At 71.3% G+C, this 26,652-nt stretch carries 22 protein-coding genes and 1 pseudogene; 11 read left to right on the top strand and 12 right to left on the bottom strand.

The window, feature by feature from the left end; all coding sequences use genetic code 11:
• Positions 1-67: 67 nt before the first annotated feature.
• From M2266_RS07520 to M2266_RS07535, 4 genes are all read left to right on the top strand, one after another.
• Positions 68-835 (top strand): IclR family transcriptional regulator, encoded by a 768-nt coding sequence (locus M2266_RS07520; RefSeq protein WP_277437452.1) that lies wholly within the window; start codon positions 68-70, stop codon positions 833-835.
• Between the two features lie 156 nt (positions 836-991).
• Positions 992-1,753 carry an MIP/aquaporin family protein gene (locus tag M2266_RS07525; protein ID WP_277437453.1) on the top strand — a complete coding sequence of 254 codons (762 nt, stop codon included), beginning with the start codon at positions 992-994 and terminating at the stop codon, positions 1,751-1,753.
• Between the two features lie 42 nt (positions 1,754-1,795).
• Positions 1,796-3,322, top strand: coding sequence for a glycerol kinase GlpK (gene glpK / locus M2266_RS07530; protein WP_277437454.1), 1,527 nt, complete (start codon positions 1,796-1,798; stop codon positions 3,320-3,322).
• A gap of 5 nt (positions 3,323-3,327) precedes the next feature.
• Positions 3,328-4,938 carry a glycerol-3-phosphate dehydrogenase/oxidase gene (locus tag M2266_RS07535; RefSeq protein ID WP_277437455.1) on the top strand — a complete coding sequence of 537 codons (1,611 nt, stop codon included), beginning with the start codon at positions 3,328-3,330 and terminating at the stop codon, positions 4,936-4,938.
• A 66-nt stretch (positions 4,939-5,004) separates the two neighbouring features.
• Here M2266_RS07535 and M2266_RS07540 read toward each other — a convergent pair whose 3' ends face one another.
• Complete coding sequence (locus tag M2266_RS07540) at positions 5,005-5,580, bottom strand: TIGR03086 family metal-binding protein (RefSeq protein ID WP_277437456.1); 576 nt, start codon at positions 5,578-5,580, stop codon at positions 5,005-5,007.
• A gap of 74 nt (positions 5,581-5,654) precedes the next feature.
• Here M2266_RS07540 and M2266_RS07545 point away from each other — a divergent pair, with 74 nt between their 5' ends.
• Both M2266_RS07545 and M2266_RS07550 read left to right on the top strand, forming a co-directional pair.
• A complete protein-coding gene (locus M2266_RS07545) occupies positions 5,655-6,458 on the top strand; it encodes a helix-turn-helix domain-containing protein (protein ID WP_277437457.1) in 804 nt (267 codons plus the stop codon).
• A gap of 118 nt (positions 6,459-6,576) precedes the next feature.
• Positions 6,577-7,248, top strand: coding sequence for a FadR/GntR family transcriptional regulator (locus tag M2266_RS07550; RefSeq protein ID WP_277437458.1), 672 nt, complete (start codon positions 6,577-6,579; stop codon positions 7,246-7,248).
• 6 nt (positions 7,249-7,254) lie between these two features.
• Here M2266_RS07550 and M2266_RS07555 read toward each other — a convergent pair whose 3' ends face one another.
• The 6 genes from M2266_RS07555 to M2266_RS07580 are packed head-to-tail and all read right to left on the bottom strand — an operon-like array spanning position 7,255 to position 14,054.
• Positions 7,255-8,214, bottom strand: coding sequence for an aldo/keto reductase (locus M2266_RS07555; protein ID WP_277437459.1), 960 nt, complete (start codon positions 8,212-8,214; stop codon positions 7,255-7,257).
• Between the two features lie 27 nt (positions 8,215-8,241).
• Positions 8,242-9,291 (bottom strand): ABC transporter permease, encoded by a 1,050-nt coding sequence (locus M2266_RS07560; protein ID WP_277437460.1) that lies wholly within the window; start codon positions 9,289-9,291, stop codon positions 8,242-8,244.
• A complete protein-coding gene (locus M2266_RS07565) occupies positions 9,284-10,858 on the bottom strand; it encodes a sugar ABC transporter ATP-binding protein (RefSeq protein ID WP_277437461.1) in 1,575 nt (524 codons plus the stop codon). The genes M2266_RS07560 and M2266_RS07565 overlap by 8 nt, the downstream gene beginning before the upstream one ends.
• Before the next feature lie 2 nt (positions 10,859-10,860).
• Positions 10,861-11,913, bottom strand: coding sequence for a sugar ABC transporter substrate-binding protein (locus M2266_RS07570; protein WP_277437462.1), 1,053 nt, complete (start codon positions 11,911-11,913; stop codon positions 10,861-10,863).
• Positions 11,914-11,946: 33 nt separating this feature from the next.
• Positions 11,947-12,729, bottom strand: a complete 783-nt coding sequence (locus M2266_RS07575) for an SDR family oxidoreductase (protein WP_277441097.1) — start codon at positions 12,727-12,729, stop codon at positions 11,947-11,949.
• A gap of 8 nt (positions 12,730-12,737) precedes the next feature.
• A complete protein-coding gene (locus M2266_RS07580) occupies positions 12,738-14,054 on the bottom strand; it encodes an enolase C-terminal domain-like protein (protein ID WP_277437463.1) in 1,317 nt (438 codons plus the stop codon).
• 154 nt (positions 14,055-14,208) lie between these two features.
• Here M2266_RS07580 and M2266_RS07585 point away from each other — a divergent pair, with 154 nt between their 5' ends.
• Together M2266_RS07585 and M2266_RS07590 are read left to right on the top strand one after the other, a co-directional pair.
• Positions 14,209-15,186, top strand: a complete 978-nt coding sequence (locus tag M2266_RS07585; protein ID WP_346780875.1) for a hypothetical protein — start codon at positions 14,209-14,211, stop codon at positions 15,184-15,186.
• Between the two features lie 170 nt (positions 15,187-15,356).
• Complete coding sequence (locus tag M2266_RS07590; protein WP_269269323.1) at positions 15,357-16,301, top strand: PAC2 family protein; 945 nt, start codon at positions 15,357-15,359, stop codon at positions 16,299-16,301.
• Between the two features lie 82 nt (positions 16,302-16,383).
• Here the strand turns inward: M2266_RS07590 and M2266_RS07595 are convergent, their stop codons facing one another.
• The 5 genes from M2266_RS07595 to M2266_RS07615 form a co-directional block, all read right to left on the bottom strand.
• Positions 16,384-19,470, bottom strand: a complete 3,087-nt coding sequence (locus tag M2266_RS07595) for an NPCBM/NEW2 domain-containing protein (RefSeq protein WP_277437465.1) — start codon at positions 19,468-19,470, stop codon at positions 16,384-16,386.
• A 157-nt stretch (positions 19,471-19,627) separates the two neighbouring features.
• Complete coding sequence (mshC, locus tag M2266_RS07600; RefSeq protein ID WP_277437466.1) at positions 19,628-20,857, bottom strand: cysteine--1-D-myo-inosityl 2-amino-2-deoxy-alpha-D-glucopyranoside ligase; 1,230 nt, start codon at positions 20,855-20,857, stop codon at positions 19,628-19,630.
• A gap of 328 nt (positions 20,858-21,185) precedes the next feature.
• The gene (locus M2266_RS07605; RefSeq protein ID WP_277437467.1) at positions 21,186-22,112 is read right to left on the bottom strand and encodes an SCO1664 family protein; all 927 of its coding nucleotides are present in this window, start codon (positions 22,110-22,112) and stop codon (positions 21,186-21,188) included.
• Positions 22,076-22,666, bottom strand: coding sequence for a DUF3090 domain-containing protein (locus M2266_RS07610; protein ID WP_138354778.1), 591 nt, complete (start codon positions 22,664-22,666; stop codon positions 22,076-22,078). The genes M2266_RS07605 and M2266_RS07610 overlap by 37 nt, the downstream gene beginning before the upstream one ends.
• 173 nt (positions 22,667-22,839) lie before the next feature.
• The gene (locus tag M2266_RS07615; protein ID WP_277437468.1) at positions 22,840-23,577 is read right to left on the bottom strand and encodes a histidine phosphatase family protein; all 738 of its coding nucleotides are present in this window, start codon (positions 23,575-23,577) and stop codon (positions 22,840-22,842) included.
• A gap of 47 nt (positions 23,578-23,624) precedes the next feature.
• Between M2266_RS07615 and corA the strand changes: the two genes are divergently transcribed.
• From corA to M2266_RS07630, 3 genes and pseudogenes are all read left to right on the top strand, one after another.
• Complete coding sequence (gene corA / locus M2266_RS07620) at positions 23,625-24,614, top strand: magnesium/cobalt transporter CorA (protein WP_277441098.1); 990 nt, start codon at positions 23,625-23,627, stop codon at positions 24,612-24,614.
• Positions 24,615-24,919: 305 nt separating this feature from the next.
• Positions 24,920-25,525, top strand: a complete 606-nt coding sequence (locus M2266_RS07625) for a hypothetical protein (RefSeq protein WP_277437469.1) — start codon at positions 24,920-24,922, stop codon at positions 25,523-25,525.
• A 38-nt stretch (positions 25,526-25,563) separates the two neighbouring features.
• Positions 25,564-26,204: pseudogene (locus M2266_RS07630) on the top strand (IS5 family transposase).
• Positions 26,205-26,652: the final 448 nt, after the last annotated feature.

Below are 26,652 nucleotides of genomic sequence, written 5' to 3' on the forward strand. Positions count from 1 at the left end.
AAGGTGTCAGAATCGTCTCTGAGACTATGGAGTTCGACAATGTCGAACGACTTGCGGAGGTTGGCGGATGCCCGGACCGATTCAGTCGCTGGCGAGGGCGGCCGCGATCCTACGGTTGCTGGCCGGCGGTGAGCGCCGGCTGGGCCTCTCCGACATCTCGTCCTCCCTGGACCTGGCCAAGGGGACCGCGCACGGCATCCTGCGCACCCTGCAGCAGGAGGGCTTCGTCGAGCAGGACACCGCGTCGGGCAAGTACCAGCTGGGCGCCGAGCTGCTGCGGCTGGGGAACAGCTATCTGGACGTGCACGAGCTGCGGGCGCGCGCCCTGGTGTGGACCGACGATCTGGCCAGGTCCAGTGGCGAGGCCGTCTACCTGGGGGTTCTTCACCAGTCGGGGGTGCTGATCGTGCACCACGTCTTCCGCCCGGACGACAGCCGGCAGGTGCTGGAGGTGGGCGCCATGCAGCCGCTGCACAGCTCGGCGCTGGGCAAGGTGCTCGCCGCCTACGACCCGGTGGCGCACAGCGAGGCGACCGAGAACGAGCGGCCCGCGCTCACCCCGCGCACGATCACCGACACATCCGGCTTCGAGGACGTGCTGGAGCTCGCCAGGACCCGGGGCTGGGCCTGTGACCTGGAGGAGACGTGGGAGGGCGTGGCCTCGGTCGCCGCGCCCATCCTGGACCGGCGGCGGATGCCGGTCGGCGCGGTGGGGATCACCGGGGCCGTGGAGCGGGTCTGCCAGGAGGACGGCGAGATCCAGGCGCGCCTGGTGGCGGCGGTGCGGGACTGCGCCCGCGCGGTCTCCCGGGACCTGGGCGCGGGAAGGTTCTAGATCCGTGCCATGGACCCGGGTCACGATCTGGAGTCCTCGGCCGGAAGCTATTGACGGGACAGACGGAGGAGAGAAAACTGCCGTTCGGCGGTCGACATTGTCGAACACCGGACGGGACCCGGTCCGCCTGAATGGACGTATGACAAGGGAGTCGCGGTGTCCAACAGCCATATCTTCTTCGGCGAGACCATCGGTACCGCCGTCCTCATCCTGCTGGGTGGTGGCGTCTGCGCCGCCGTCACGCTCAAGAGCTCCAAGGCCCGCAACGCGGGTTGGCTTGCCATCACCTTCGGTTGGGGATTCGCGGTACTGACCGCGGTCTACATCTCCTCCAGCCTCTCGGGGGCGCACCTCAACCCGGCCGTCACCGTCGGCATCGCCGTCAAGACGGGCGAGTGGAACGACGTGCCGCTGTACATAGCCGGCCAGATGGTCGGCGCGATGATCGGCGCGGCGTTGGTCTGGGTGGCCTACTACGGACAGTTCCAGGACCACATGGACGACCCGGAGCTGGTGCCGCCGCTGGGGCCCGACAGCCCTCCCGGCGGACCGGTCCTCGGCGTCTTCTCCACCGGACCCGAGATCCGCAACGCCGTGCAGAACCTCGCCACCGAGATCATCGGCACCGCGGTCCTCGTCCTGGCGGTCCTCACCCAGGGCCTGACGGCAGGCCTGGCGCTGTCCGGAACCGGCGCCCTGATGACCGCCCTGGTGGTCGTCGGCATCGGCCTGTCACTCGGAGGGCCCACCGGCTACGCGATCAACCCGGCCCGTGACCTCGGCCCGCGTATCGTGCACAGCCTTCTGCCGCTGCGCAACAAGGGCGGCTCCGACTGGGGCTACGCCTGGATCCCCGTCGTCGGCCCGCTCGTCGGCGCCGTGCTGGCGGGCGGCCTCTACCGGCTGGCCTTCGCGTAACCCTCCTGTCCGACCCGACGCAGACCCCTTGAGGAGAACACCGTGACCGACGCACATACCGCAGGGCCGTTCATCGCCGCGATCGACCAGGGCACCACGTCCAGCCGCTGCATCGTCTTCGACCGGGACGGCCGCATCGTCGCCGTCGACCAGAAGGAGCACGAGCAGATCTTCCCGAAGCCCAGCTGGGTCGAGCACGACGCTTCCGAGATCTGGACCAACGTCCAGGAAGTCGTCGCCAGTGCCGTCGAGAAGGCCGGGATCACCGCCGAGGACGTCAAGGCCATCGGCATCACCAACCAGCGCGAGACCACGCTGCTGTGGGACAAGCACACCGGCGAGCCGGTCCACAACGCGCTCGTCTGGCAGGACACCCGCACCGACGCGCTCTGCCGCGAACTGGGCCGCAACGTGGGCCAGGACCGCTTCCGCCGTGAGACCGGCCTGCCGCTGGCGAGCTACTTCGCCGGCCCGAAGGCCCGCTGGCTGCTGGACAACGTCGAGGGCCTGCGCGAGCGCGCCGACCGCGGCGACATCCTGTTCGGCACCATGGACAGCTGGGTCATCTGGAACCTCACCGGCGGTCCGGACGGCGGTGTGCACGTCACCGACGTCACCAACGCGTCGCGCACCATGCTGATGAACCTGCACACCCTGGAGTGGGACGAGAAGATCTGCGAGTCCATCGGCGTTCCGATGTCGATGCTCCCGGAGATCCGCTCCTCCTCCGAGGTCTACGGCACCGCCACCGTCGGCGCGCTGGCCGGTGTGCCGGTCGCCTCCGCGCTCGGTGACCAGCAGGCCGCGCTGTTCGGCCAGACCTGTTTCGCCGAGGGCGAGGCCAAGTCGACCTACGGCACCGGCACCTTCCTGCTGATGAACACCGGCGAGAAGGCCGTCAACTCCTACAACGGCCTGCTCACCACGGTCGGCTACCGCATCGGCGACCAGAAGGCCGTGTACGCCCTCGAGGGCTCCATCGCCGTCACCGGTTCGCTGGTGCAGTGGATGCGCGACCAGATGGGCATCATCAAGAGCGCCGCCGAGATCGAGACCCTGGCGAGCTCCGTCGAGGACAACGGCGGCGCCTACTTCGTGCCGGCCTTCTCCGGTCTGTTCGCCCCGTACTGGCGCGACGACGCCCGCGGTGTGATCGCCGGCCTGACCCGTTACGTCACCAAGGCGCACCTGGCCCGCGCGGTGCTCGAGGCCACCGCCTGGCAGACCCGCGAGATCGTCGACGCGATGAGCAAGGACTCCGGCGTCGAGCTGGCCGCCGTCAAGGTCGACGGCGGTATGACCTCCAACAACCTGCTGATGCAGACCATCGCGGACTTCGTGGACGCCCCCGTCGTCCGTCCGATGGTCGCCGAGACCACCTGCCTGGGCGCCGCCTACGCGGCCGGTCTCGCCGTCGGCTTCTGGCCCGACACCGACGCACTGCGCGCCAACTGGCGCCGGGCCGCCGAATGGACCCCCCGGATGGACGCGGACAAGCGCGACCGCGAGTACAAGAACTGGCTCAAGGCCGTCGAGCGGACCATGGGCTGGATCGAAGAGGAGAACTGATCAGAATGTCTTCCACCCTGCAGAGCGTCCCCGCCCTCGGGACGCACCCGACCGCCGGCACCGACCCCAGTCGTTCCGAGACCAGAGAGCTGCTCAGCCACGCCACGTACGACCTCCTGGTGATCGGCGGCGGCATCCTCGGCACCTCGGTCGCCTGGCACGCCGCGCAGTCCGGGCTGCGGGTCGCGATGGTGGACGCCGGCGACTTCGCCGGCGCCACCTCGTCGGCGTCCTCCAAGCTCGTCCACGGCGGGCTGCGCTACCTGCAGACCGGTTCGGTCAAGCTGGTCGCCGAGAACCACCACGAGCGGCGGGTGCTCGCCAAGGACGTGGCTCCGCACCTGGTCAACCCGCTCACGTTCTACCTGCCGGTGTACAAGGGCGGCCCGCACGGCGCCGCGAAGCTGGGCGCGGGCGTCTTCGCGTACTCGGCGCTGTCCGCCTTCGGTGACGGCGTCGGCCGGGTCATCTCCCCGGCGAAGGCCGTGGCCGACAACCCGGGCCTGCGCACGGAGAACCTGAAGGCCGTCGCGGTCTACCACGACCACCAGATGAACGACTCGCGGATGGCCGTCATGACCGTCCGCGCGGCCGTGGAGTCCGGCGCCGTGGTGCTGAACCACGCCGAGGTGACGGGGCTGCGCTTCACGCACGGCAAGGTCACCGGCGCGGAGCTGCGCGACAAGCTGGACGGCACGGAGTTCGGGGTCAGCGCCCGGCTGGTGCTCAACGCCACCGGCCCGTGGGTGGACCACCTGCGGACGATGGAGGACAAGGGCGCCCGGCCCAGCATCCGGCTGTCCAAGGGCGCGCACGTCGTGATGAAGCGCAAGGTGCCGTGGAAGGCCGCCATGGCCACCCCGATCGACAAGTACCGCATCACCTTCGCGCTGCCGTGGGAGGACCAGTTGCTGCTGGGCACCACGGACGAGGAGTACACCGGCGACCCGGCGGACGTCCGGGCGACCGAGGCCGACATCCAGCAGATCCTGGACGAGGCCGCGTTCTCCGTGAAGGACGAGCACCTGGACCGCGACCTCATCACGTACGCCTTCGCGGGCCTGCGGGTGCTGCCGGGCGGGCCCGGGGGCGTCGAGTCCGCCAAGCGGGAGACGGTCGTCTCCGAGGGCCGCGGCGGGATGCTGTCGGTGGCGGGCGGCAAGTGGACCACGTACCGGCACATCGGCCGCACGGTGATGAACAAGCTCGCGAAGCTGCCGGGCGGGCCGCTCGGCGAGGACATGGAGCCGCAGAAGCTGCTGCCCCGGCGGATGCCACTGCCGGGTCTCGCCAACCCGAACGCGGTAGCCCACCGACTGCTGGTGGACCGCGACCCGGGCACGCGGATGGACCCGCTGACCGCGCGGCACCTCGCGAGCCACTACGGGTCGCTGTCCTTCGACATCGCCCGGCTCGTCAACGAGGACCCGTCGCTCGGTGAGCGGATCCACGAGGACGGCCCGGAGATCTGGGCGCAGGTCGTGTACGCCCGCGACCACGAGTGGGCGCAGACGGCCGACGACGTGCTGCGCCGCCGCACCACGCTGACGGTGCGCGGCCTGGACACCGAGGCCGTCAGGGCCCGGGTCGAGGACATGCTGGCCCGCAGGGCCTGACGCGGCCTGCGGTACGCGGCCGGGTGGGGCAGGGAGATCTCCCTGCCCCACCCGGCCGTTCGCGCATCAGGCGCTCCAGTGCGGGTCCCGGCCGGAGAGCGCGAGCGCGCGCTCGAAGTCCGTGGCCGGGCCGGTGATCTCCACGGGGTCGGCGAAGCCCTTGTACTGGCGGAACATCTCGGCCTGCTGCCCGACGGCGGCGAGCACCACCGCACCGGTCTCCTCGTCGACGCGGAACTCCTGGCCGACGGTCTTCGCGACGTCCCAGCCGTGCAGGGTCAGCTCCAGCAGCAGCATCGCGGCGATATCGGCGGCGGGCATCTCGGCCCCGCCCATGTCGATGCCGCCCTCCCACGCCTCGGGCCGGCCCCAGGCGGCGAGCGCGCGGTTGAGCTGCGCCGCGTACGCTTCGGCCCACCGCGGGTCGGCAGTGAAGTCGTGCTCGGTGAGCTCCTCCGGCAGGGTCGTGCGCAGGGCGCGGTGCTCCAGGCCGTGCGAGGTGTAGAGCACCCAGTGATTGATCAGCGTGCGGGCGTCGAACTCCGGGCACGGGGTCGGCGCGGCGAGCTGCTCCGGCGTGATGGTGCGGGCGATACGGGCGGCTTCTGCGGCGCCGCGGACCAGCTGCGGATGAAGGTTCATGGATTCCACGCTAGATCCGCGGCCCAGTCGCGTATTGAACAAACACGACAGCTCAGACGGCCTAGGGTGGCGGGATGACGACCCCCGAGATGGGGCGGGGTGTGCTCCGTCCCGCCCTTGCGGCGACCCGGTTCGAGCTGCTGCGGGAGGAGCCGGGCGAGGCGGTGGCTCCGTACGTGGAGTACTACTGGATCGTGCGCTGGGACCTGCGCGGCCAACCGCCGCACGAGCAGGCGGTGCTTTCGCACCCCAACGTGCACCTGGTCTTCGAGGAGCCCGAGACCGCGGTCTACGGGGTGCAGCGCGGGGTGTTCACCCGGGTGCTGCGCGGGTGCGGCCAGGTGCTGGGCGTCAGATTCCGGCCCGGCGGCTTCCGTCCGCTGCTGACGTCGTCGGTCTCGGACCTCACCGACCGGTCGGTGCCCGCCGCGGGGCTGTTCGGGCCCGCCGTCACCACCGCCGAGCGGACGATCCTCGGGGCGTCCGACGTGTCCGTCATGACGGACACCGCCGAATCGCTCCTGCTGAGCCTGCTCCCCGGCCCGGGCACGGCGGTGGACCCGGTCGCGGCGGAGGTCGCCGCCATGGTGGAGCGGATCACCGCCTCCCCGTCCCTGTTCCGCGTCGACCAGCTCGCGGACGACCTCGGGATCTCCGTCCGCAGGCTCCAGCGGCTCTTCGCCGAACACGTCGGCGCCGGCCCCAAGTGGGTGCTGCGCCGGGCCCGGCTGCACGAGGCCGCCGCCCGCGCCGACCAGGGTGTCGGCATCGACTGGGCGGCGCTGGCCGCCGACCTCGGCTACAGCGACCAGGCCCACCTCACCCGGGACTTCACCGCCACGGTGGGCGCCTCCCCGGCCCGCTACGCGGGCGAGTAGCCGGGAGCGGTATCCGTATGCGCGGGACGTCCGCGCGCCGGGCCGTCCAGGGGCATAATGGCCGGATACATCGGAGGTCTGGCGGCGGGTAGCGGGACCAGGACAGGGGGAGGTCGCGATGGCGGTCACCGACGAGGCGATCGAGAAGATCAAGGAAATGATCGTCTCAGGGGCGCTGCGGCCCGGCGACCGGCTGCCGAAGGAGAGCGAACTCGCGGCCGAGCTGGGGCTCTCGCGCAATTCGCTGCGCGAGGCGGTGCGGGCGCTGTCGCTGATCAGGATCCTGGACGTGCGGCAGGGCGACGGCACGTACGTGACGAGCCTGGATCCGCAACTGCTGCTGGAGGCGATGAGCTTCGTGGTGGACTTCCACCGCGACGACACCGTGCTGGAGTTCCTGGCCGTGCGGCGGATCCTGGAGCCCGCCGCGACCGCGATGGCGGCGCTGCGCATCCCCGAGACCGAACTCGACGTGCTCCAGGGGAAGCTGGACGCGCTGGGCCCCGAGCCCTCCGTCGAGGAACTGGTCGCCTCCGACCTGGAGTTCCACCGCGGCATCGTGCAGGCGTCGGGGAACTCGGTGCTCTGCTCACTGCTCGACGGGCTGTCCGGGCCCACCACCCGGGCCCGCGTCTGGCGCGGGCTCACCCAGCAGGACGCGGTGAGCCGCACCCTGCACGAGCACCAGGCGATCCTGTCCGCGCTGCGCGACCGTGACGCGGAGGCCGCCCGCTCCTGGGCGACGGTGCACATCGCGAGCGTCGAGCAGTGGCTGCGCTCCACGCTGTAGAGAGCCTCAGGCAGGCAGTGGGACGTCCTCGTCGAGCAGTCCGCGCTCGACGAGCGCGTCCCACATCGCGGCGGGGATGTCGTACGAGAAGAGCGCCGCGTTGTCCCTGACCTCCTCGGGGGTGGCCGCGCCGACGACGGCGGAGACCACCGACGGGTGGCCGAACGGGAAGCGCAGCGCGGCCGCCCGCAGCGGGACGCCGAACTCCCCGCAGACGTCCGCGATGTCCAGGGCGCGGCGCACCAGTTCCGGCGGCGCCGCCGCGTAGTCGTACGGGGCGCCGGGCTTCGGGTCGGCGAGCAGCCCGGAGTTGTAGACGCCGCCGACGACCACGGCGGTCGAGCGCTCGGCGCACACCGGCAGCAGGTCGTCGTAGGCGGTGCGCTCCAGCAGGGTCCAGCGGCCCGCGCAGAGCACCACGTCGACGTCGAGGTCGGCGACGAGCCGCGCGAGCACCCCGCTGTCGTTCATCCCGAAGCCGATGGCTCCCACCAGCCCCTCGGCGCGCAGCGCCGCGAGCGCGGGGAAGCCGGTCGCGTAGACCTCCGGCAGGTGGTTCTCGACGTCGTGCAGGTAGACGATGTCGGCGCGGTCGGTGCCGAGCCGCTCCAGGGAGCCCTCCAGCGTGGCGCGGATCCCGTCGGCGGTGAAGTCCCACTCGCGGGCGCGGGCGGGGGTGTCGACGAAGCCCTGGCCGTCGGGCCGCTCCCCCGCGGCCAGCGGCCGCAGCCGGCGACCGACCTTGGTGGACAGCACGTACGAGGAGCGCGGCCGTCCGGCGAGCGCCCGGCCGAGGCGTTCCTCCGACAAGCCGACGCCGTAGTGCGGAGCGGTGTCGAGAAGGCCGCAGCCGAGGTCGAGGGCGGCCGCCGTGACGGCGGCCGCGGTCTCGTCCGGCATGGCCCGGTACAGGTTGCCGAGCGGCGCGCAGCCGAGTCCCAGGCGGGGCAGTTCCGGTACGGGCATCGCCTGTCCTCTCCTTCGGGGTGTCACTCAGTCCTGCTTCTCGCCGCTCGCGAAGCGGGAGATGATCAGTGCCACGATGATGATCGCGCCGTTGAGGAACTGGTTCCACAGCGGGGGTACCCCGCCCAGCGTCATCACGTTCACGACCAACTGCAGGGTGAGCACACCGGTCAGCGCCCCGAAGAGGGTGCCCCGGCCGCCGTTGAGGCTGACACCGCCGATGACGGTGGCGGCGAACACCTGGAAGATCCAGCCGTTGCCCTGACCGGCCGAGACCGAGCCGTAGTGGCCGGTGTACAGGATCCCGGCGAACGCGGCGAGCAGCCCGCCGAGGCCGAGCACGATCCAGGTGATGCGGTCCACGCGGATGCCGGCGGCGCGCGCCGCCTCGGTGTTGCCGCCGATCGCGTAGAGCGCGCGGCCGTGCCGCAGGTAGCCCAGCGCGAGACCGCCGGCCGCGAAGAGCACCAGGCAGATCCAGATGGCGGCGGGCGCGCCGAACCAGGAGGCTTTGCCGAGGTAGGCGAACGACTCCGGCACGTTGACGATTGACTTGCCCTCGGCCACCCCGATCTGCAGGCCGCGCAGCATGGTGAGCATGCCGAGGGTGGCGATGAAGCCGTTGACGCGGAGCTTGAGGATGAGGAAGCCGTTGATGCCGCCGATCACCACACCGACCGCCAGGCAGACCGGGATCGCGGACCAGGACGGCAGGACGCCCAGCCCGTGGAAGGTCGCGGGGCCCGATGAGGGCAGCACCAGCCACATGGCGATGACCGGGGCCACGCCGATGGTGGACTCCAGCGACAGGTCCATGCGCCCGCTGATGAGGATGAGCGCCTCGGCCAGCACCAACAGGCTCAGTTCGGTGGACTGCTGGGCGACGCCGATCAGGTTGTCGGAGGTCAGGAAGGCCGGCGAGACGATGAAGCCGATCACGCACAGCACCAGCAGCACCGGGATCAGCGACAGGTCCCGGTAGCGGGCCAGCTGGAAGCCCAGACCTCCCGGCCGGCGCTCCTTCTGTGCGGTGACCGGCTCCGCGGTCAGCTGGGTGGTGTCGGTGGTGTCAGTCATCCTGGTCGTCTCCCTCGCGGCCGCCCGGAGTCACGGGCAGTCCTTCCATCGCGGAGACCACGTCCCTGTCGGTCCATCCGCTGTCGAACTCGGCGATCACCCGGCCGTGGAACAGGGCCAGGACGCGGTCGCAGACCCGTAGGTCGTCCAGCTCGTCGGAGACGATGACCGCGGCGTTCCCGCCGTCGGCCACCTCCCGCACCACGCCGAGCAGCGCGTCCTTGGACTTGACGTCGACGCCCGCGGTCGGCCGGATCGCCACCAGCACCCGCGGTTTGCGGGCCAGCGCCCGCGCGATGACGACCTTCTGCTGGTTGCCGCCGGACAGGTCGGAGACCGACTGACCGGGGCCCGAGGTCTTGATGTCCAGCGAATCGATCATCGACTGCGCGAACTGCCGGGTGCGGGAGGGCAGCACGGTGCCGTACGGTCCGAGCTGGTCGGTGACGGTGAGCGTCGCGTTCTCCGCGACGCTGCGGCCCGGCACCAGCCCCTGCCGATGCCGGTCCTCCGGCACGTAGCCGATCCCCGCGCCGAGCGCGTGCGGCACGCTGCCCGGCCGTACGGTCCGGCCCGCGACCACGGTCCGGCCGGAGGTGGGCTTGCGCAGCCCCACCAGGGTCTCCCCCAGTGCCGTGTTGCCGCTGGCCGTCGCGCCGGCCAGGCCGAGCACTTCGCCGGGGCGCACGGCGAAGTCGATGGCCCGATAGGCGCCGTCGAGGGCGAGCCCCTCGGCGCGCAGCACGGGTTCCTCCTCGGCGACCACGGCGGTGCCCGCCTGCCAGGCCAGGGCGGAGCGCGTCGCGTCCCCGGTCATCGCCTGCACCAGGTCGGCCTTGCCCAGCTCCGCGACGGGCGCGGTGAGCACGTGCCGGGCGTCCCGGTAGACGGTGACGGTGGTGCACAGGTCGTACACCTCCTGGAGGTGGTGGGAGATGAACAGGAAGGCGACGCCCTGCCCCTGCAGTTCGCGCAGCTTCGTGAAGAGCCGCTCGATGCCGGCCGCGTCGAGCTGGGCGGTCGGCTCGTCGAGGATGATGAAACGGGCGCCGAAGGACAGCGCCCTCGCGATCTCGACGAACTGCCGCTGCTCGACGCTCAGGTCCTTGGCGCGCGCCGCCGGATCGACGTCGACGCCGTACTCGGCGAGCAGGCCGCGAGCCCGCTCGCGCAGCTTCGGCCAGCGGATCCGGCCCTCTCCGAAGCGGTTGAGGAAGAGGTTCTCCGCGACGGTCAGATCCGGGACGACCATGGACTTCTGGTAGACGCAGGCGACCTTCGACTGCCAGGCGGCGGTGTCCCCGAACGCGGGCGCCGGTTCGCCCTGGAAGGCGACGGAGCCCGCGTCCGCGGCGTGCAGCCCGGTCAGTACGGAGACGAGGGTGGACTTGCCCGCGCCGTTGCGGCCGACGAGCGCGTGCGACTCGCCGGCCCGCACGGTCAGCCGCACCCGGTCGAGCGCGACGGTCGGGCCGAAGCGCTTGACGACCCCCTCGGCGTGCACGGCCGGCGGCGGGCCGGCCGCCGGCTCCCCACCGGAGGTTTCCTTGGCTGGTGCCTGGGACATGGTCAGCTCTTTCCGAGCTGGTTGGCCCACAGCGCGGCGTCGTCCACGTTGGTCTTGGTGACGAGCGGGGCCGGCAGCTGGTCCTCCAGGCCGTTCGGGATCTTGATGATGTTGGAGCCGTGGTCGGTGGGACCGGGCTGGAACACCGTCTTGTCCAGCGCGGCCTTGGCGTAGAACAGCGCGTACTTGGCGTAGAGGTCGGCGGGCTGCGAGACCGTCGCGTCGATCTTGCCCTCGCGGATCGCCTTCAGCTCCTCGGGGATCCCGTCGTTGGAGATGATGGTGATGTGGCCCGCCGTGCCGGCCGGCTTGAGCAGGTGCTTCTGCTCCAGCAGGGCGAGGGTGGGCTGCAGGAAGACCCCGCCGGCCTGCATGTAGATGCCGTTGACGTCCGGGTCGGCGGCGAGGGTGGCCTGCAGTTTGGAGGAGGCGACGTCGCCCTTCCAGTCGGTGGCCAGTGCGATGACCTTGATGTTCGGGAACTTCTCCTTCATGCAGGCCGCGAACGCCTCGGAGCGGTCCCGCCCGTTGATGGAGTCGAGCGCGCCCTGGAACTCGACGACCTTGCCCTTGCCGGCGAGCTGCTGACCCAGGTATTCACACGCCTTCTGGCCGTACGCCTTGTTGTCGGCGCGCACCACCATGTAGACGTCGCCCTTGTCGGGTCGGGTGTCGACACTGATGACCGGGATCTTCTTGCTCGCCAGGCGTTCCAGGGTGGAGGCGATGGCGCCGGTGTCCTGCGGGGCCATCACCACCGCCTTGGCGCCCTGGTCGGTGAAGGTCTGGGCGTTCGCGACGAGCTTGGTGATGTCGTTCTGCGAGTTGCTGCGCGGCAGTGCGGAGACGACCCCGTCCTTCACGCCCTTCTCGATGTACTGCTGGTAGGAGTTCCAGAAATCGCTGTCCGCGCGCGGCAGGTCGATACCGACCTTGCCCGAGGTGCCGGCCTTGTCGTCGCTGCCGCGGTTGCAGCCGGCGACGGCGGTGACCGCGAGGAGTGCCGCGCACGCCGTGACCGTGGTGCTCGTGAGGGAACGCTGCCGCAGTCTCATCGTCGAGTCCTGCCCTTCTTGGTGTGTAGCGGCTCAGGGGGTTGGGCGGAGTCTCAGTCCTTGCATGCCGCCGTCGACGGCCAGCGCCGTCCCGGTGACGGCGGCGGCGGCGGGGCTCGCCAGGTAGGCGATGGCCGCGGCGACCTCGTCGGCGGCGACGAGGCGGCCCAGCGGTTGCCGGGCGTTCAGTGCGGCGCGCTCGGCGGCGGGGTCGTCCGCCCGGTCGAGCAGCCTGCCGATCCAGGGGGTGTCGGCGGTGCCGGGGTTCACGCAGTTGACGCGCACGCCCTCACGGACGTGGTCGGCGGCCATCGCCAGCGTCAGCGCGAGCACCGCGCCCTTGCTGGCGCTGTACAGGGCCCGTTGCGGGAGTCCCGCGGTCGCCGCGATGGAGCAGGTGTTGGTGATCGACACGCAGCCGGGGCGGTCCGCGGCGGCGGCCCGCAGGTGCGGCAGCGCGGCCCGCGCGGTGCGCACCATCCCGAGGACGTTGACGTCCAGGACGCGGTGCCATTCGTCGTCATCGTTCTCCTCGACGGTGCCGACGGCGCCGATCCCCGCGTTGTTGACGAGGATGTGCAGGCCGCCGAGGAGTTCGACGGCCTCGGCGACCGCGGCCCGTACCGCGGGGCCGTCGCCGACGTCCGCCGTGACGGCCACGGTGCCGGGCGGCGCCCCCGCCGGGTCGCGGTCCAGGATCGCGACGCGGGCGCCGCGCGCGGTGAGCAGGGCGGCGGTGGCGGCGCCGATGCCGGAGGCGCCGCCGGTCACGAGGGCGGTGAGCCCCCGCAGTTCGCCGTCCGCAGTGCCGTCCAGGGTGGTGTTCACGCGGGTTCCTCCTGCCGGGCCTGCCAGACCGGGCCTTCCGGGTAGCGGTGGTCGGCGATGGATCGGGGTTTCATCCGGGCGGAGAACCCGGGCCGGGCGGGGGCCCGGTAGCGGCCGTGGTCGATGACGACGGGATCCTCGAAGTGTTCGTGGAGATGGTCCACGTACTCGATGACCCGGTCGTCCCAGCTCCCGGAGACGGCGACGTAGTCGAACATCGCCAGGTGCTGCACCAGCTCGCAGAGGCCGACGCCGCCCGCGTGCGGGCAGACCGGCACCCCGAACTTGGCGGCGAGCAGCAGGATCGCGATGTTCTCGTTGACCCCGGCGACGCGGGCCGCGTCGATCTGGACGAAGTCCACCGCGCCGGCCTGGAGCAGCTGCTTGAACATGACGCGGTTGGCGGCGTGTTCACCGGTGGCGACCTTGACGGGCTGCCCGGCGCGCACCGCGGCATGCGCGAGGATGTCGTCCGGGCTGGTGGGCTCCTCGATCCAGTACGGGTCGTAGGCGGCCAGGGCCTTCATCCACTCCAGCGCGGCGGACACGTCCCAGCGCTGGTTGGCGTCGACCGCGATCCGGATGTCCGGGCCGACGGCCTCGCGGGCGATGCGCATCCGGCGCAGGTCGTCGCCGAGGTCGGCGCCGACCTTGAGCTTGATCTGGTGGAACCCCTCGGCGACCGCCTCCTTCGACAGCCGGGCGAGCTTCTCGTCGGAGTAACCGAGCCACCCCGGTGAGGTGGTGTACGCGGGATAGCCGTGTTCGCGCAGCCGCGCGGCGCGCGCGGCCCGGCCGGGTTCGGCGGCGCGCAGGATGTCGAGCGCCTCCTCCCGGGTGAGCGCGTCGGTCAGATAGCGGAAGTCGACCATGTCCACGATCTGTTCGGGGCTCATGGAGGAGAGGAACTCCCAGACCGGCTGTCCGGCCCGCTTGGCCGCCAGGTCCCAGGCCGCGTTGACGACGGCCCCGGCCGCCATGTGCATGACGCCCTTCTCCGGGCCCAGCCAGCGCAGCTGCGAGTCATGAGTGAGCTCCCGGTGGAGACCGCCAAGATCGCCGGTAACACTGTCCACGCCGCGTCCCAGTACGTAGGGTCGCAGTGAGCGGATGGCGGCGGCGGTGACATCGTTGCCGCGGCCGATCGTGAAGCAGAAGCCGTGCCCCTCCAGGCCGTCGGGGTCATCGGTGCGCAGAACAACATAGGCGGCGGAGTAGTCGGGGTCGGGGTTCATGGCGTCCGAGCCGTCGAGCTGCTCCGAGGTCGGGAAGCGTATGTCGTAGACGTCGACCTCGGTAATGGTCGGACTCATGTACACCCCCGTCGTTAGACATCGGATCTTTTTTCGAACAACCGATGTATAGCGCCGAAAACCTCGCGAAGTCCAGGGGGTAGAGCGAACTTTGTGGAAGACAGATCGGATGTCTCGCGAGAGACTCCTAAAATGGCTGCGTCGTGGGGCCCTCGTGACCGCCCTGGTGGTCCTGCTGCCCGTGCTGGCGGTGGCCATCGCGCTGCGGCTCGAATACGCCGGGGATCCCGGCCCGGCGGGCCGCACCCGGGGGCACGACGCGGTCTGGCTCGGGCACGCCTGGGTCGACGGCCGGAACGGCGCGGCCGACCTCGAGGCCCTGCGCGTGAAGGTCCGGGGCACGGGGATCCGGGACCTCTACGTGCACACCGGACCGCTGGAACAGGACGGCGGTCTCGACCCGAAGCTCTACCCGAACTCCGCGTGGTTGCTCAAGGAGGTCCACCGGGTCCTGCCGGGCGTCCGGGTGCAGGCCTGGCTCGGCAACGTCATCGCGCACCACGACGGGGACGACGGGCTGCACCTGAAGGACGAGGCCACCCGGGCCCGTATCCAGGCGAGCGGGGAGCAGGTCCTGGCCGCCGGATTCGACGGCGTCCACCTCGACCTGGAGCCCAATTACTCCGGCGACGGGGAGTTCCTGGACATCCTGGACCGGCTGCGCGCCACGACCTCGGCGCACGGCGCCGCGCTGTCCGTGGCCACCCACCAGATCGACCCGCTGCCGGGCCTGCACACCGTCGCGCTCTCGGTGTTCGACCATCCCAAGTGGTGGTCGCAGAAGTACTTCGCGGAGGTCGCCCGCCGCGTGGACCAGGTCGCGGTGATGGCGTACGACTCGGCGATGCCGCTGGAGAGCCTGTTCGGCGGTTACCTCGCCCAGCAGACCGCCCTCGCCCTGGAGGTCACCCCGGCCGGCACCGACCTCATCATGGGGCTGCCCGGCTACCACACCAGCACCGGCGGCCACCATCCGTCCGCCGAGACCGTCACGGCCGCCGTGCGCGGGGCGCGACTGGGTCTGGCCCGGCACGGAAGGGGCCGCGAGGCCTTCGGCATGGCGCTCTACGTGGACTTCGCCGCGACGCCCGGCGACTGGGCCGCGTACCGGTCCGGATGGGGCACGCGCTGACTCCGGGGAAGCGGATGGTGACCGGACGAGTACGTGCGATGACCGTGGGGATCATCCTGGTACGAGGGCTGCGGAGAGGGCCTCCGTAAGCCGTAGGCTGGTCCCGCACTGACACGAACAGCAGCCGACAGGGGACGGGCCCGCCCCCTCCGGCCGGAAGGAGGCGCTGGGTGATCGAGCTCGAGGGAGTACCCGAGCTGATCGACCCGGTCATGGTGGCCGCGTTCGAGGGCTGGAACGACGCCGGCGACGCAGCCTCCACCGCGGTCGGCCACATGGACCGGGAGTTCAAGGGCGAGGTCTTCGCGGCGCTGGACGCCGAGGACTACTACGACTTCCAGGTCAACCGGCCGACGGTCTGGCTGGACGCCGGGGTACGCAAGATCACCTGGCCGACCACCCGGCTGTCGGTGGTCCGGGTCCAGAATCCGCGTCCCCGCGACCTCGTCCTGGTCCGCGGCATCGAGCCGAGCATGCGCTGGCGCTCGTTCTGCAACGAGATCCTGGGCTTCGCCCATGAACTCGGCGTGGAGATGGTCGTCGTGCTCGGCGCGCTGCTGGGCGACACCCCGCACACCCGCCCGGTCCCCGTCACCGGGGTGACCTCCGACGCGGACCTCGCCGTCGCCCTGAACCTGGAGGAGTCCCGCTACGAGGGCCCGACCGGCATCGTCGGCATCCTGCAGGAGGCGTGCACGCACGCCGGCATCCCGGCGGTCAGCCTGTGGGCCGCCGTACCGCACTACGTGTCGCAGCCACCGAACCCCAAGGCGACGCTCGCCCTCCTCAACCGCCTGGAGGACCTGCTCGACGTGCGGATCCCGCTCGGCGAACTGCCGGAGGACGCGCGCGCCTGGCAGGTCGGGGTGGACCAGCTGGCGGCCGAGGACAGCGAAGTCGCCGAGTACGTGCAGACGTTGGAGGAGGCCCGCGACACCGTCGAACTGCCGGAGGCGTCGGGCGAGGCCATCGCCAAGGAGTTCGAGCGCTATCTGCGGCGCCGCGACCCCGACACCGGCGAGGCGCACCCCTACCTGAGGGACACCTCGGGGCCGCACCCCGCCCGGGGCGCCGCCAAGGAGGAGCCCGAACCGGACGACTCCGAGGACGAGTAGCCCTTCCTCACGACGACCGGCCGCCGTCCGGGTGCGTACCTCGCACCCGGCCGGCGGCCGTCTCGTACGCCGTCGCCAGGGGTCAGGCGCAGCTGAACTTCGCCGCGGCCCAGTCCCCGTGGTCACCGCTCTTGGAACCGTTGGTGTCGGTGATCCTCAGCCGGACGTGCCGCGCCCCGCCGAGCGGGACGTCCACCGGCACGGTCGCGGAGGCGCCCGTCACCTTCGGCGAGGTCCACAGCACCTTGCCGTCGGCCTCGACCGAGAAGGCCACCTCCCCGTAGCCGTTGATCTCGTCGTCGATCCCGGTGTCCGCGGTGAACCGGGTGCAGCGGCCGCCGGTGTAGAGCTCGATATCGGAGTCGGCGTGGGCGCCGATCCCCTTGGGGTAGACCGTGCCCGCCAGAGTGATCGGATGACCGTCCGCGGCACCCGACTCCCCGTTGCTGCGGTCGCGTTCCGGCGGCCCGTAGCCGTTGCCCTCGCTCAGCCACACCATGTCGCTCGCCCAGGTGTCGGCCACCGGCGGCCGCGGCATCGTGGAGACCGCGAACGGCTGCGCCGTCACCCGGTCCTGCCCGGCCGTCCGGTAGGCGGCGGAGGCCTGCAGCACGGCCTCCCCCGGCGCCGCGTCCCGCGGCGGGGTGACCGTGACCTGGACCCGTCGGGTCGTCCCGGCGGGGACGCGGGCCACCGGCGCGGGGGCCGTCACCGACCAGCCGGCCGGCGCCGTCAGGGTCACCTGCACCCCGGTGGCGTCCTTGGCGCCTGCCGTCACGTCGACCGGCACGGTCGCCGGCACGCCCGCGCCGACCTCCTGCGCCGGCGGCGACGAGATGGTGGCGGCGGTGCCCGGCGCCTTGCCCCCGAGCGCGCTCGCGCCCAGCAGCCGCAGGGTGAACGGCTTCGCGGTGCTCAGTGACGTGGTCTTGACCTGCACCACGCCGCCCCGGTCGGCGGCGTCGTACCACCAGCCGCGCGTGGCCGCGTCGAAGGCGGCCTTCGAGGTGTACTTCGGCAGCGCGGTCCCGTCCAGCAGGAGCCGGGACGGCGCGTCGCCGGTGTGCACGGTGAACCGGTACGGGCGGGTGGTCTGCTTGCCCTGGAAGGTCCCGTTGCTCGCTCCCACGTCGACGGTCACGTCGCCCGCGCCGGAGGCCGGGGCCCGGACGGTGACTTTCTGCTGCGCGGACTTCCCGGCCCGGCTCTGCCGGGTGACGCCGTCGTCCTCGTACAGCGTGAAGGAGGACGTGCCCTGCGGGTAGACGTCCCAGGCGACCGGCGACGAGGGCGTGCGGTCCTGGTAGGACCTGATGCCGGGCCACATCGGCACGGCGGCGCCGGCTTTGACGAAGAGCGGCAGGGTGCCCAGCGGCGCGCTGTAGCCGTTGACCGTGGTCGGACCCTGGTAGATCCTGCCCGTCCAGTAGTCGGTCCAGGTGCCCTTCGGCAGGTAGATGCCGTCGCGCACCGCGGTGTCCTGGTAGACCGGCGCAACGAGGAAGTCCTCGCCGGACAGGAACTCGTACTTCGCGGCGTCGGTGGCGGCCTTCGGGTCGTCCGGGTACTCCAGCGCGAGCGGCCTGACCTGGCCGACACCGGTGCGGTTCGCCTCGGCCGCGTAGGAGTACGTGTACGGCAGCAGCGACTCCTTGAGCTTGAGGTACTTGCGGTTGATGGACGTGTACGGCTCCCCGTACCGGTAGGGCTGCTTGTCGTTCGCGGCCCAGCCGTCCATCGTCATCACGGCCGGCAGGAAGGACTTCCACTCCAGGTCGCGGGTGTAGGTCTTGGGACTGCCGCCGAAGATGCCGTCGATGTCGCCCGAGGTGTAGGCGAGCCCGGACATCGTGGCGCCCGCGTACGTCGGGATCTGCCAGCGGATGTACTCCCAGCTGCCCGACTGGTCGCCGGACCACTGCACACCGCAGCGCTGCGCGCCCGACCAGCTCTCGGGGGCCCAGGTGAAGCCGCGGGCGTCGCTGTTGTCCTCGATGCCCCGGTAGGCGTCCTTGCAGCCGTCGAGGGCGAACTTGTAGCCGCCGCCGACCCAGGCCACGTCGAGCTTGGCGATCCGCTGGCCGGCCTTGACCTGGTCGGCGAGCTTGTCGATGCCGTCCTCGGTCCACAGGCCCGTCGCCATCTTGCGGTCCTTCAGGCCCGCGGAGGTCTCCGGGAGGTTCTCGTAGCCGCAGCCGTAGCCGTCGTTGACGAGCATCCAGCCGTTCGGCATGTCGTTCTCGACGTAGTCGTCGGCGACCGCGAGGGAGTCCAGGGTGTGGCGCTCGCCCCGGTTGGCGTTGTGCAGGTAGCAGTCGGAGTCGCCGACCTCGAGCCCGTACACGGGCGGCAGGAAGGGGCGGCCGGTCAGCTGCGTGTACTGGCCGATGACGTCCTTGGTGGACGGCCCGGCGAAGTAGTACGCGTCGAAGCGGTTCTCCTGCTCGGTCGTCGCGACCGGGTCGGTGAAGGCGTACGTGCCGGGCGCGTAGGTGTTGCGGTAGGCGCCGTAGCCGGCCGAGGAGAGGTAGAACGGCACGGAGTTGGGGTGGCCGCCGTCGTTCCAGTTGTCGTCGACGCCGACCTCGACGGTCTGGCCCCGGTGCGAGGTGTTGCCCCGGCCGTTCTGCATCCCGGCGCCGTAGAACTGCTCGGTGGCGCCGCGCTCCAGGGTCTGGGTGGTCTTCGCGCCGTTCCAGCTCAGGCCCTTGGACTCGGCCCAGACCTTGGTGCCGTCGGCGCGGTACAGGGCGAAGCGCAGCGGGGACTTGTACGCGCGCAGGGTGACCTGGGACGTGCTCAGCTCATAGCGGTCGCCGGCGTCCCGCCAGCGGGTGGCCGGCGCGGCGCCCTGCGGCAGCACGATGTCGCTGCCGGTGGGGTCGGTGAACGTGCCGTCGGGCGCGAGTTCCAGCCGGAACGTCCGGTCCGACACGAAGCTGACCCGGACCTCGGCCTTGCCCGCTGTCAGGTGGTACACGGGCCCGTCGGCGGTGAAGCCGGTCAGATTCCCGACGGTGGTGTCGGCGGCGTCGGCGGTGTCGGTGCTTTCGGCGGGCGCGGCGTGTGCGGTGCCCGCGACCGGGGCCAGCAGGGCCACGAGCAGGCCCAGGAGTACGAGCAGCGGTATCGCATGGATCCTGCGGAGGTTTTGAGCATCCCTGTGCATGAACACCTCTCTGGCTGCAACTGCGCGCAGTTCGGAGCATCAAATGCGCAACTGTGAGCGTGTATAGCGCAGATGTTGTGCTCATGACCAGAGGGCGGGACGAGAACGGCCCCGGCGGAGATCCGCCGGGGCCGTACCTGCCGATGGGGGCGTGTCGCTACAGGGCGACGCCCAGCAGCGCGTCCACCGCGCGGGAGACCACGCCGGGCGCGCCCTCGTCCGTGCCGCCCGACACCGCCTGCGAGACGGCCCAGCGGTCCACCGCGGCGAGCGCGGCCGGTGCGTCCAGGTCGTCGGCGAGCGCCTCGCGGATCTCCTCCACGAGCGCCTCGGCAGGGGGACCGTCAGGACGGGAGACCGCCGCGCGCCAGCGCGCGAGGCGCTCGACGGCGTCGGCGAGGACGCTGTCGGTCCACTCCCAGTCGGCACGGTAGTGGTGGGCGAGGAGCGAGAGCCGGATCGCGGCCGGGTCGACCCCGTCACGGCGCAGTTGGGAGACGAAGACCAGGTTGCCCTTGGACTTCGACATCTTCTCGCCGTTGAGGGCGACCATGCCCGCGTGCACGTAGGCCTTGGCCATCGGGAACTCGCCGGTGAGCACCTGGGCGTGCGAGGCGCCCATCTCATGGTGCGGGAAGGCGAGGTCGGAGCCGCCGCCCTGGACGTCGAAGCCCATCCCGAGGTGGTCCAGCGCGATGGCCACACACTCGATGTGCCAGCCGGGCCGGCCGCGGCCCAGCGAGGCGCCGTCCCAGCTCGGCTCGCCCTCGCGGGCGGCCATCCAGAGCATCGGGTCCAGCGGGTTCTTCTTGCCGGGGCGGTCCGGGTCGCCGCCGCGCTCCGCGGACAGGATCCGCATCGCGGTCGCGTCCAGCCGGGAGACCTGGCCGAAGTGCGGGTCGGAGTCGACGGAGAAGTAGGTGTCACCGCCCAGTTCGTAGGCCGCGCCCAGTTCCAGGAGCCGTTCGACCAGCGGGACGATCCCGGGTATGGCCTCGACGGCGCCGATGTAGTGGTCCGGGGGGAGCATCCGCAGCGCGGTCATGTCCTCGCGGAACAGGGCGGTCTCACGCTCGGCGAGCGCGGTCCAGTCGTCTCCGTTGGCGACAGCCCGCTCGAGGAGCGGATCGTCGACATCGGTGACGTTCTGGACGTACTGCACCTGGCGCTTCGTATCCAGCCACACGCGCTGCACGAGGTCGAACGCGTTGTAGGTGGCCGCGTGCCCCATGTGGGTGGCGTCGTAGGGGGTGATCCCGCAGACATAGATGCGGGCGACCGGACCGGGGTCCAGGGTTACCGGGCCACCGGTCGCGGTGTCGTGGAGGCGGAGGTCGCGGCCACTGCCGGGAAGGGCAGGGACGTCGGAAGCGGGCCAGGCATACATGTCATGAGCGTAACCGGACGTGGGTTCCGGAATCGAACCCGGAGGGCGACCGGAGTACGGATGGGCCGGATTGGCCGTCTTGACTTTCCCGCGAACCGCCGTCCGGAGGCCGCCCCGGGTCCCCCGCCGACGGCACGGCCCGCACGGCGGGCCCCCGGCCAGAGCACTGGTGCTCTGGCCGGAAGGGTTCACCGGTTCGCGACGCCCGGCACGGCACTTCGCCGCGTTGTCGCAGTCGTCCGAGTACGCCCGGTACGAGGACGATCCTCCGCCTCGCGACGCACCGCACCGGACGCCGCGCACCAGGCAAACCCTTCCGGCCAGAGCACTAGACGGGCGGCCAGGGGATCGCCGGCCACTGGCCGCTCGGCAGCGGGTAGCGGCCGGTGCGCAGCAGCTCCGCCACCCGGGTGCCGACCGCCGCCACCTCGGTGTCGGTCAGCAACGCGGCCAGCCGGCCGCCCAGCTCGCCCGCCAGCTCCGCCGTGAGGCGGCGGAGCACGGCGACGGCCTCGTCGGGCAGCGGTTCGTCCGCCCAACCCCACAGGAGGGTGCGCAGCTTGTCCTCGGTGTGGAAGGAGACGCCGTGGTCGATGCCGTAGAGCCGGCCGTCCGGCGCCGGCAGCAGATGGCCGCCCTTGCGGTCGGCATTGTTGATCACGGCGTCCAGGAGGGCGATCCGGCGCAGTCGCGGGTCGTCGGCGTGCACCAGCAGCGCGGTGCGGCCCTCGCCCACCTCGGCCCGCACGACCGGCTTCCAGCCCTCGCCCGGCTCGTCCTCCTCGACCAGGCCGAGCAGCTCCCGCTCCTCCTCGGCCTCGTCGATCCACAGCTGGCACATGCCCTCGCCGTACGGGCCGTCCCGCAGCACCGTCGGCGGTACGAGCCCCCAGCCGGTGGCCTCCGAGACCAGATACGCGGCCACCTCGCGCTCGGCGAGGGTGCCGTCGGGGAAGTCCCACAGCGGACGCTCTCCGGCGACGGGCTTGTAGACGCACCGCGCGGTCCGGCCGTCGAGGGCGACCTCGCAGTACAGGACGGCGTTGGAGGCGTCGCGCAGCTGCCCGCGCACGGTCAGCTCGCCGCGGGTGAGCAGCTCCACGGCGTCGCCCGCCGGTGTTTCCGCGCCCGGCTCACGGCCGCGCGTGGCGTCCGACGTGTCGGCGGCCGCGTCCGGCGAATCGGAGGGCGCGTCCGGCGTGTCGGCGGTGTCGCCGCTCAGGCTCCCCGCCGGTACCCGTTCTGGCGCGGGCATACGTGTCCTTCCGGATCCAGGGGCAGGCTGCACAGCGGGCACGGCGGGCGGCCCGCCGAGACCACGTCCAGGGCGCGCTTGGCGAAGGACCGGGCCTGCGCGCCGGTCAGGTGGACCCGCAGCAGCGGCGGCCCGTTCTCGTCGTCCTCCCGCAGCTCCTCGGCCGCTTCGAGCGTGGCGTCGTCGGCGTCGGGTTCGACCTCGACGAGCGCCTGGGCCTCCAGGACCATGCGCTCCTGGGTGCTGTCCCAGGCCAGCGCCATGGTGCCGACCCGGAACTCCTCCTCGACGGGGCTGTCGAGCGGCGCGGTGTCCGCCAGTTCGCCCGGCGCGACCGCGGGCACGACGGTGCTGCCGCCGGTCCGCCGAACCACCTCGTCCAGCAGTTCGTCGATGCGTTCGGCCAACGCCGCGACCTGCGTCTTCTCCAGGGCGACGCTGGTGGTGCGGCCTGCGCCGGTGGCCTGCAGGAAGAAGATGCGCTGGCCCGGCTCGCCGACCGTTCCGGCGACGAACCGGTCCGGCTGTTCGTAGAAGAAGACCTGACGGGGCACGTCCTGCTCCGTTTGCTCGACTGTGCGTCTGCTCGACTGTGGGACTGCTCAGCTGCGGCGGTGCTCAGTTACGGGTGTGTTCGGCTCTGGGTGGAAGCGGCTGTCCCGCACCGCCGGACACCGGTCCGGGGCGGCGGAACGCTGCCGGTCCACCACCCTACTGCGGAAGCCGATCACGGTGCGCCCGTGCCTCCGCCGACCACCGCGTCCCCCGCCGTGTCCCCGGTGGCGTTTCCGCCCACCTCCGACGCCTCGGTGGCCGCGGCGGACGGTGCGGGGGCGAGTCCGGTGAGGTCGCCGGTGTCACCGAGCCGCAGCAGGAACGGCCGGTACGCGGTGTAGCGGATCGCGGTCACCGAGCAGGGGTCGACGGCGATCCGCTGGAAGAGGTCGAGGTGCATGCCCAGGGCGTCGGCGGCGATGGCCTTGATGATGTCGCCGTGCGAGCAGATGGCGTAGACCGCGTCGGGGCCGTGACTCTCCTCGATCCTCGCGTTCCAGTCCCGCACCGCGTCGACGGCGCGCGCCTGCATGGACCGCAGCGACTCGCCGTCGGGGCCGGGGAAGACCGCGGCGGACGGATGGCGCTGCACGGTGGCCCACAGCGGTTCCTCGGCGAGCTCGGAGAGCTTGCGGCCCGTCCAGTCCCCGTAGCGGCACTCGCCGATCCGGTCCTCGGTGTGGACGGGCAGCTCGGGGCGGGTGTCCAGCATCGGCTGGACGGTCTCCCGACAGCGCTGCAGCGGACTGGTGACGACGGCGGCCAGCGGTACCACGGCCAGCCGGGCGGCGAGCTCGGTGGCCTGGGCGCGGCCGCTGTCGTCCAGGGCCACGCCCTGGCTCCAGCCGGCCAGCACTCCGTCGGCGTTGGCGGTGGACCGCCCGTGGCGGACAAGGATCACGGTGGGCATGTCGGCCAGCCTACGTCGGTGGTGTGACTTCGCCGGATCGCGGAAGAATAGCCAGCGTGATCGTGGACTGCGCCATCTACAAGGACGGGCACCGTACCGACGGGCCCGACGACCTGTCCGATGCCCTGGACCAGGCGCGGGCGTCCGGCGCCTTCCTCTGGATCGGGCTGCACGAGCCGACGGAGGACGAGTTCGAACTGGTGACGTCCGAGTTCGGTCTGCACCCGCTGGCCGTCGAGGACGCCCTGACCGCGCACCAGCGTCCCAAGCTGGAGGTCTACGACGACTCGCTCTTCGTGGTCCTCAAGCCCCTGGAGTACGACGACGCGACGGCGACGGTCACCTCCGGCGAGCTGATGGTCTTCGTCGGCGACGCCTTCGTGGTGACGGTCAGGCACGGCGAGGGCAGCGCGCTGGCCGAGGTGCGGCACCGGCTGGAGAAGGACCCCGAGCTGCTCAAGCGGGGGCCGTCCTCGGTGCTCTATGTGATCAGCGACACAGTGGTCGACCACTATGTCGACATCGCCTCCGAACTGCAGGTGGACCTGGAGGAGTTGGAGTCGACCGTCTTCAGTCCGAACGTCACGGACTCGGGCAACACCGCGAGCACGATCTACACCTTCAAACGCCAGGCGCTGGAGTTCCGGCGCGCCACCGGCCCGCTGATGGACCCGATGACCCGGCTCTCCGGCGGCGGGACGTCCTTCGTCCCGGAGCCCATCCGACCCTTCTTCCGCGACGTCGCCGACCACCTGACCCGCGCGAACGAGCAGGGCGAGAGCCTGGACCGGCTGCTCTCCGACATCCTCGCCGCGCATCTGACGCAGGTGGGAGTACGGCAGAACGACGACATGCGCAAGATCTCCGCGTGGGCGGCGATGGCGGCGGCGCCGACGATGGTCGCCGGCATCTACGGCATGAACTTCGAGCACATGCCGGAACTCCACCAGGTCTGGGGCTATCCCGCGGTCATGACCCTCATGGGGGGCATCGTCACGTTCCTGTACCTGTTCTTCAAGCGGCGCGGGTGGCTGTAGCGGACGCGGTGGAGGGCCGAAGCCGCGCGGGACGGAGGGCTGAGGCCGGCAGGACGGTGGACTGCGGCCGGCTGGACGGAGGGCTGCGGCCGCCAGGACGGAGGGCCGTGGGGCGTAACCCCCGGGCCGCCGGCGCGTTGTGTTTGCTGACGGCCGTGGCGGGGAAGACCCCCGAGCCCCCACCACGGCCGCAGAATCCCAGCGATTCCGGTCGAGCCACCTCATCCCGCACTGTCCTGCCTCCTGGGTAGGGTGCAACGGGGGCCGAGGGGCCGAAGAGGCCGTGAATCGCGAAGCAGGTGGACATGTTCAGCAAGGCGACGAGGAGCCGCCCGACCACGCGCCGGTCGGGTCCGGCGGGGTCGGACTGGTCGCCGTACGAGCGGCTCGAGGACGCCTCGGACGCCTACTTCCTGCACGCGGACGTCGCGTTGGACGCGATCAGGGGGGTGCTCGGGCGCCGCAAGGTCCTCGGTTTCACCCTGGAGCGGGTGGTGGATCTGACGGAGGCCGGCACCTCGGTCTGGCAGGAGGCGGCGGTCTGCGACGGCCGGCGGCTGATCCTGTGGCACAGCGAGGAATTGGCCGACGACAGCGCGCCCGGCGGGACCGTCCTGGACTCGTCGGTGCAGGTGCTGCCGCTCAACTCCATCGGCCACGTCGGGATGCGGACGCTGGTCGGCAGGAACGACAAGGGGGCGCGCGTCGACCGCGGGGTGTACCTGGTGCTCGCGACGTCGATGCCGCACGAGTTGAGCGCCGTGCAGGGCGATCCGGACTCGCCGGTCGCCGCCGCCCGGTTCCGTCCGGAGGCGTTCCGGTTCAGCAAGTCGCTCGACGACGGCGGACCGGGGCAGATAGCGCGGCTCGTCGCGTTCGGACGGCTGCTGGGACGGTTGGTGCCGAGCTAGGCCGTGTCCGGCCGATCATCTGATTCGTTGATCTGGATATGGGTCGGGGTGATCTGACTGACGAGGAATGGGGGCGGCTGAGGCCGCTTCTGCCCGTGAGCAACGGTCGCTGTGGCCGGTGGAGGGATCACCGGCAGGTGATCGACGGCATCCTGCACCACGTGCGCACAGGCGGGGAGGTGGTCCAGCAGGTGAGGGACCGGGCCGCTCGCGCGGCGGGTTCACCACCACGGTCCATCTGAGCGCGGACGGCCGATGCCGGCCGCTGTCGCTGATCGTGACGCCAGGCCGGCGAGCCGACTGCACCCAGTTCATCCCCGTCCTGGAGGAGATCCGCGTGCCTCGCCTCGGGCCGGGCAGGCCACGCAAGAAGCCGGACAGCGTCGCCGCCGATAAGGCGTACAGCAACGGGCCTTGCCGCCGTTACCTGCGCCGACGCGGCGTCAAGCACGCGATCCCGGAAAAGTCCGACTCCCGGGCCGCCCGTCGGAAGCGAGGTACCGGGGGCGGGCGGCCGCCAGGCTTCGACAAGGAGCGCTATAAGAAGCGGAACGTCGTGGAACGGGCGATCAACAGGCTGAAGGAGTCCCGGGCCGTGGCCACCCGCTATGACAAGCGGGGCCACGTCTTCCTCGGTACCGTGACCGCAGCGGCACTTCTCATCTGGCTCAGGATCTGACCTGCCGCAAGCTCCCACAGTAGAGTTCCTCACCGAGATCACTACGTGCGAAAGAAGAGTCATGCCCCGCAAGACGGCGGCTGCTCTACGCCTGGACGCCCTCTGCCGGTCCCATCTTCGGGGCTACCGGCGCCGGCCTTCACGGCTCTCACCTCACACACTTCGTCAGGCGGCCCGTTTCGAAGCCGAGCGCGGCCTATCCATCCGGCAGCTCGAAGACGCCGTCCACTGCTGGCAAGCGTTCGTACGCCGTCCAGGATGGCCGCTCTACCTGCCCGAGCCGCACCTGCCCGGCTACGACATCTGGGATGACCGACTCCTGATAGAGCGAGCCATCGGCGCTCTCGACAGACGAGCAGCCCGGGAGATCGCGTCGATCGTCAAAGATGCCGACGCCGACTTCCTGGCACGCACCCTGCCCGACCCTCAGGCTCCACGCGCCTGGCCG

The sequence above is a fragment of the Streptomyces sp. SPB162 genome, assembly GCF_029504575.1.
In the GTDB taxonomy this organism is placed as follows: Bacteria; Actinomycetota; Actinomycetes; order Streptomycetales; family Streptomycetaceae; genus Actinacidiphila.

Coding starts and splice junctions, on each gene's coding strand:
- M2266_RS07520 (WP_277437452.1), top strand. CDS start 68: ATGCCCGGACCGATTCAGTCGCTGGCGAGGGCGGCCGCGATCCTACGG.
- M2266_RS07535 (WP_277437455.1), top strand. CDS start 3,328: ATGTCTTCCACCCTGCAGAGCGTCCCCGCCCTCGGGACGCACCCGACC.
- M2266_RS07540 (WP_277437456.1), bottom strand. CDS start 5,580: ATGAACCTTCATCCGCAGCTGGTCCGCGGCGCCGCAGAAGCCGCCCGT.
- M2266_RS07545 (WP_277437457.1), top strand. CDS start 5,655: ATGACGACCCCCGAGATGGGGCGGGGTGTGCTCCGTCCCGCCCTTGCG.
- M2266_RS07550 (WP_277437458.1), top strand. CDS start 6,577: ATGGCGGTCACCGACGAGGCGATCGAGAAGATCAAGGAAATGATCGTC.
- M2266_RS07555 (WP_277437459.1), bottom strand. CDS start 8,214: ATGCCCGTACCGGAACTGCCCCGCCTGGGACTCGGCTGCGCGCCGCTC.
- M2266_RS07560 (WP_277437460.1), bottom strand. CDS start 9,291: ATGACTGACACCACCGACACCACCCAGCTGACCGCGGAGCCGGTCACC.
- M2266_RS07565 (WP_277437461.1), bottom strand. CDS start 10,858: ATGTCCCAGGCACCAGCCAAGGAAACCTCCGGTGGGGAGCCGGCGGCC.
- M2266_RS07570 (WP_277437462.1), bottom strand. CDS start 11,913: ATGAGACTGCGGCAGCGTTCCCTCACGAGCACCACGGTCACGGCGTGC.
- M2266_RS07580 (WP_277437463.1), bottom strand. CDS start 14,054: ATGAGTCCGACCATTACCGAGGTCGACGTCTACGACATACGCTTCCCG.
- M2266_RS07595 (WP_277437465.1), bottom strand. CDS start 19,470: ATGCACAGGGATGCTCAAAACCTCCGCAGGATCCATGCGATACCGCTG.
- mshC (WP_277437466.1), bottom strand. CDS start 20,857: ATGTATGCCTGGCCCGCTTCCGACGTCCCTGCCCTTCCCGGCAGTGGC.
- M2266_RS07605 (WP_277437467.1), bottom strand. CDS start 22,112: ATGCCCGCGCCAGAACGGGTACCGGCGGGGAGCCTGAGCGGCGACACC.
- M2266_RS07615 (WP_277437468.1), bottom strand. CDS start 23,577: ATGCCCACCGTGATCCTTGTCCGCCACGGGCGGTCCACCGCCAACGCC.
- M2266_RS07625 (WP_277437469.1), top strand. CDS start 24,920: ATGTTCAGCAAGGCGACGAGGAGCCGCCCGACCACGCGCCGGTCGGGT.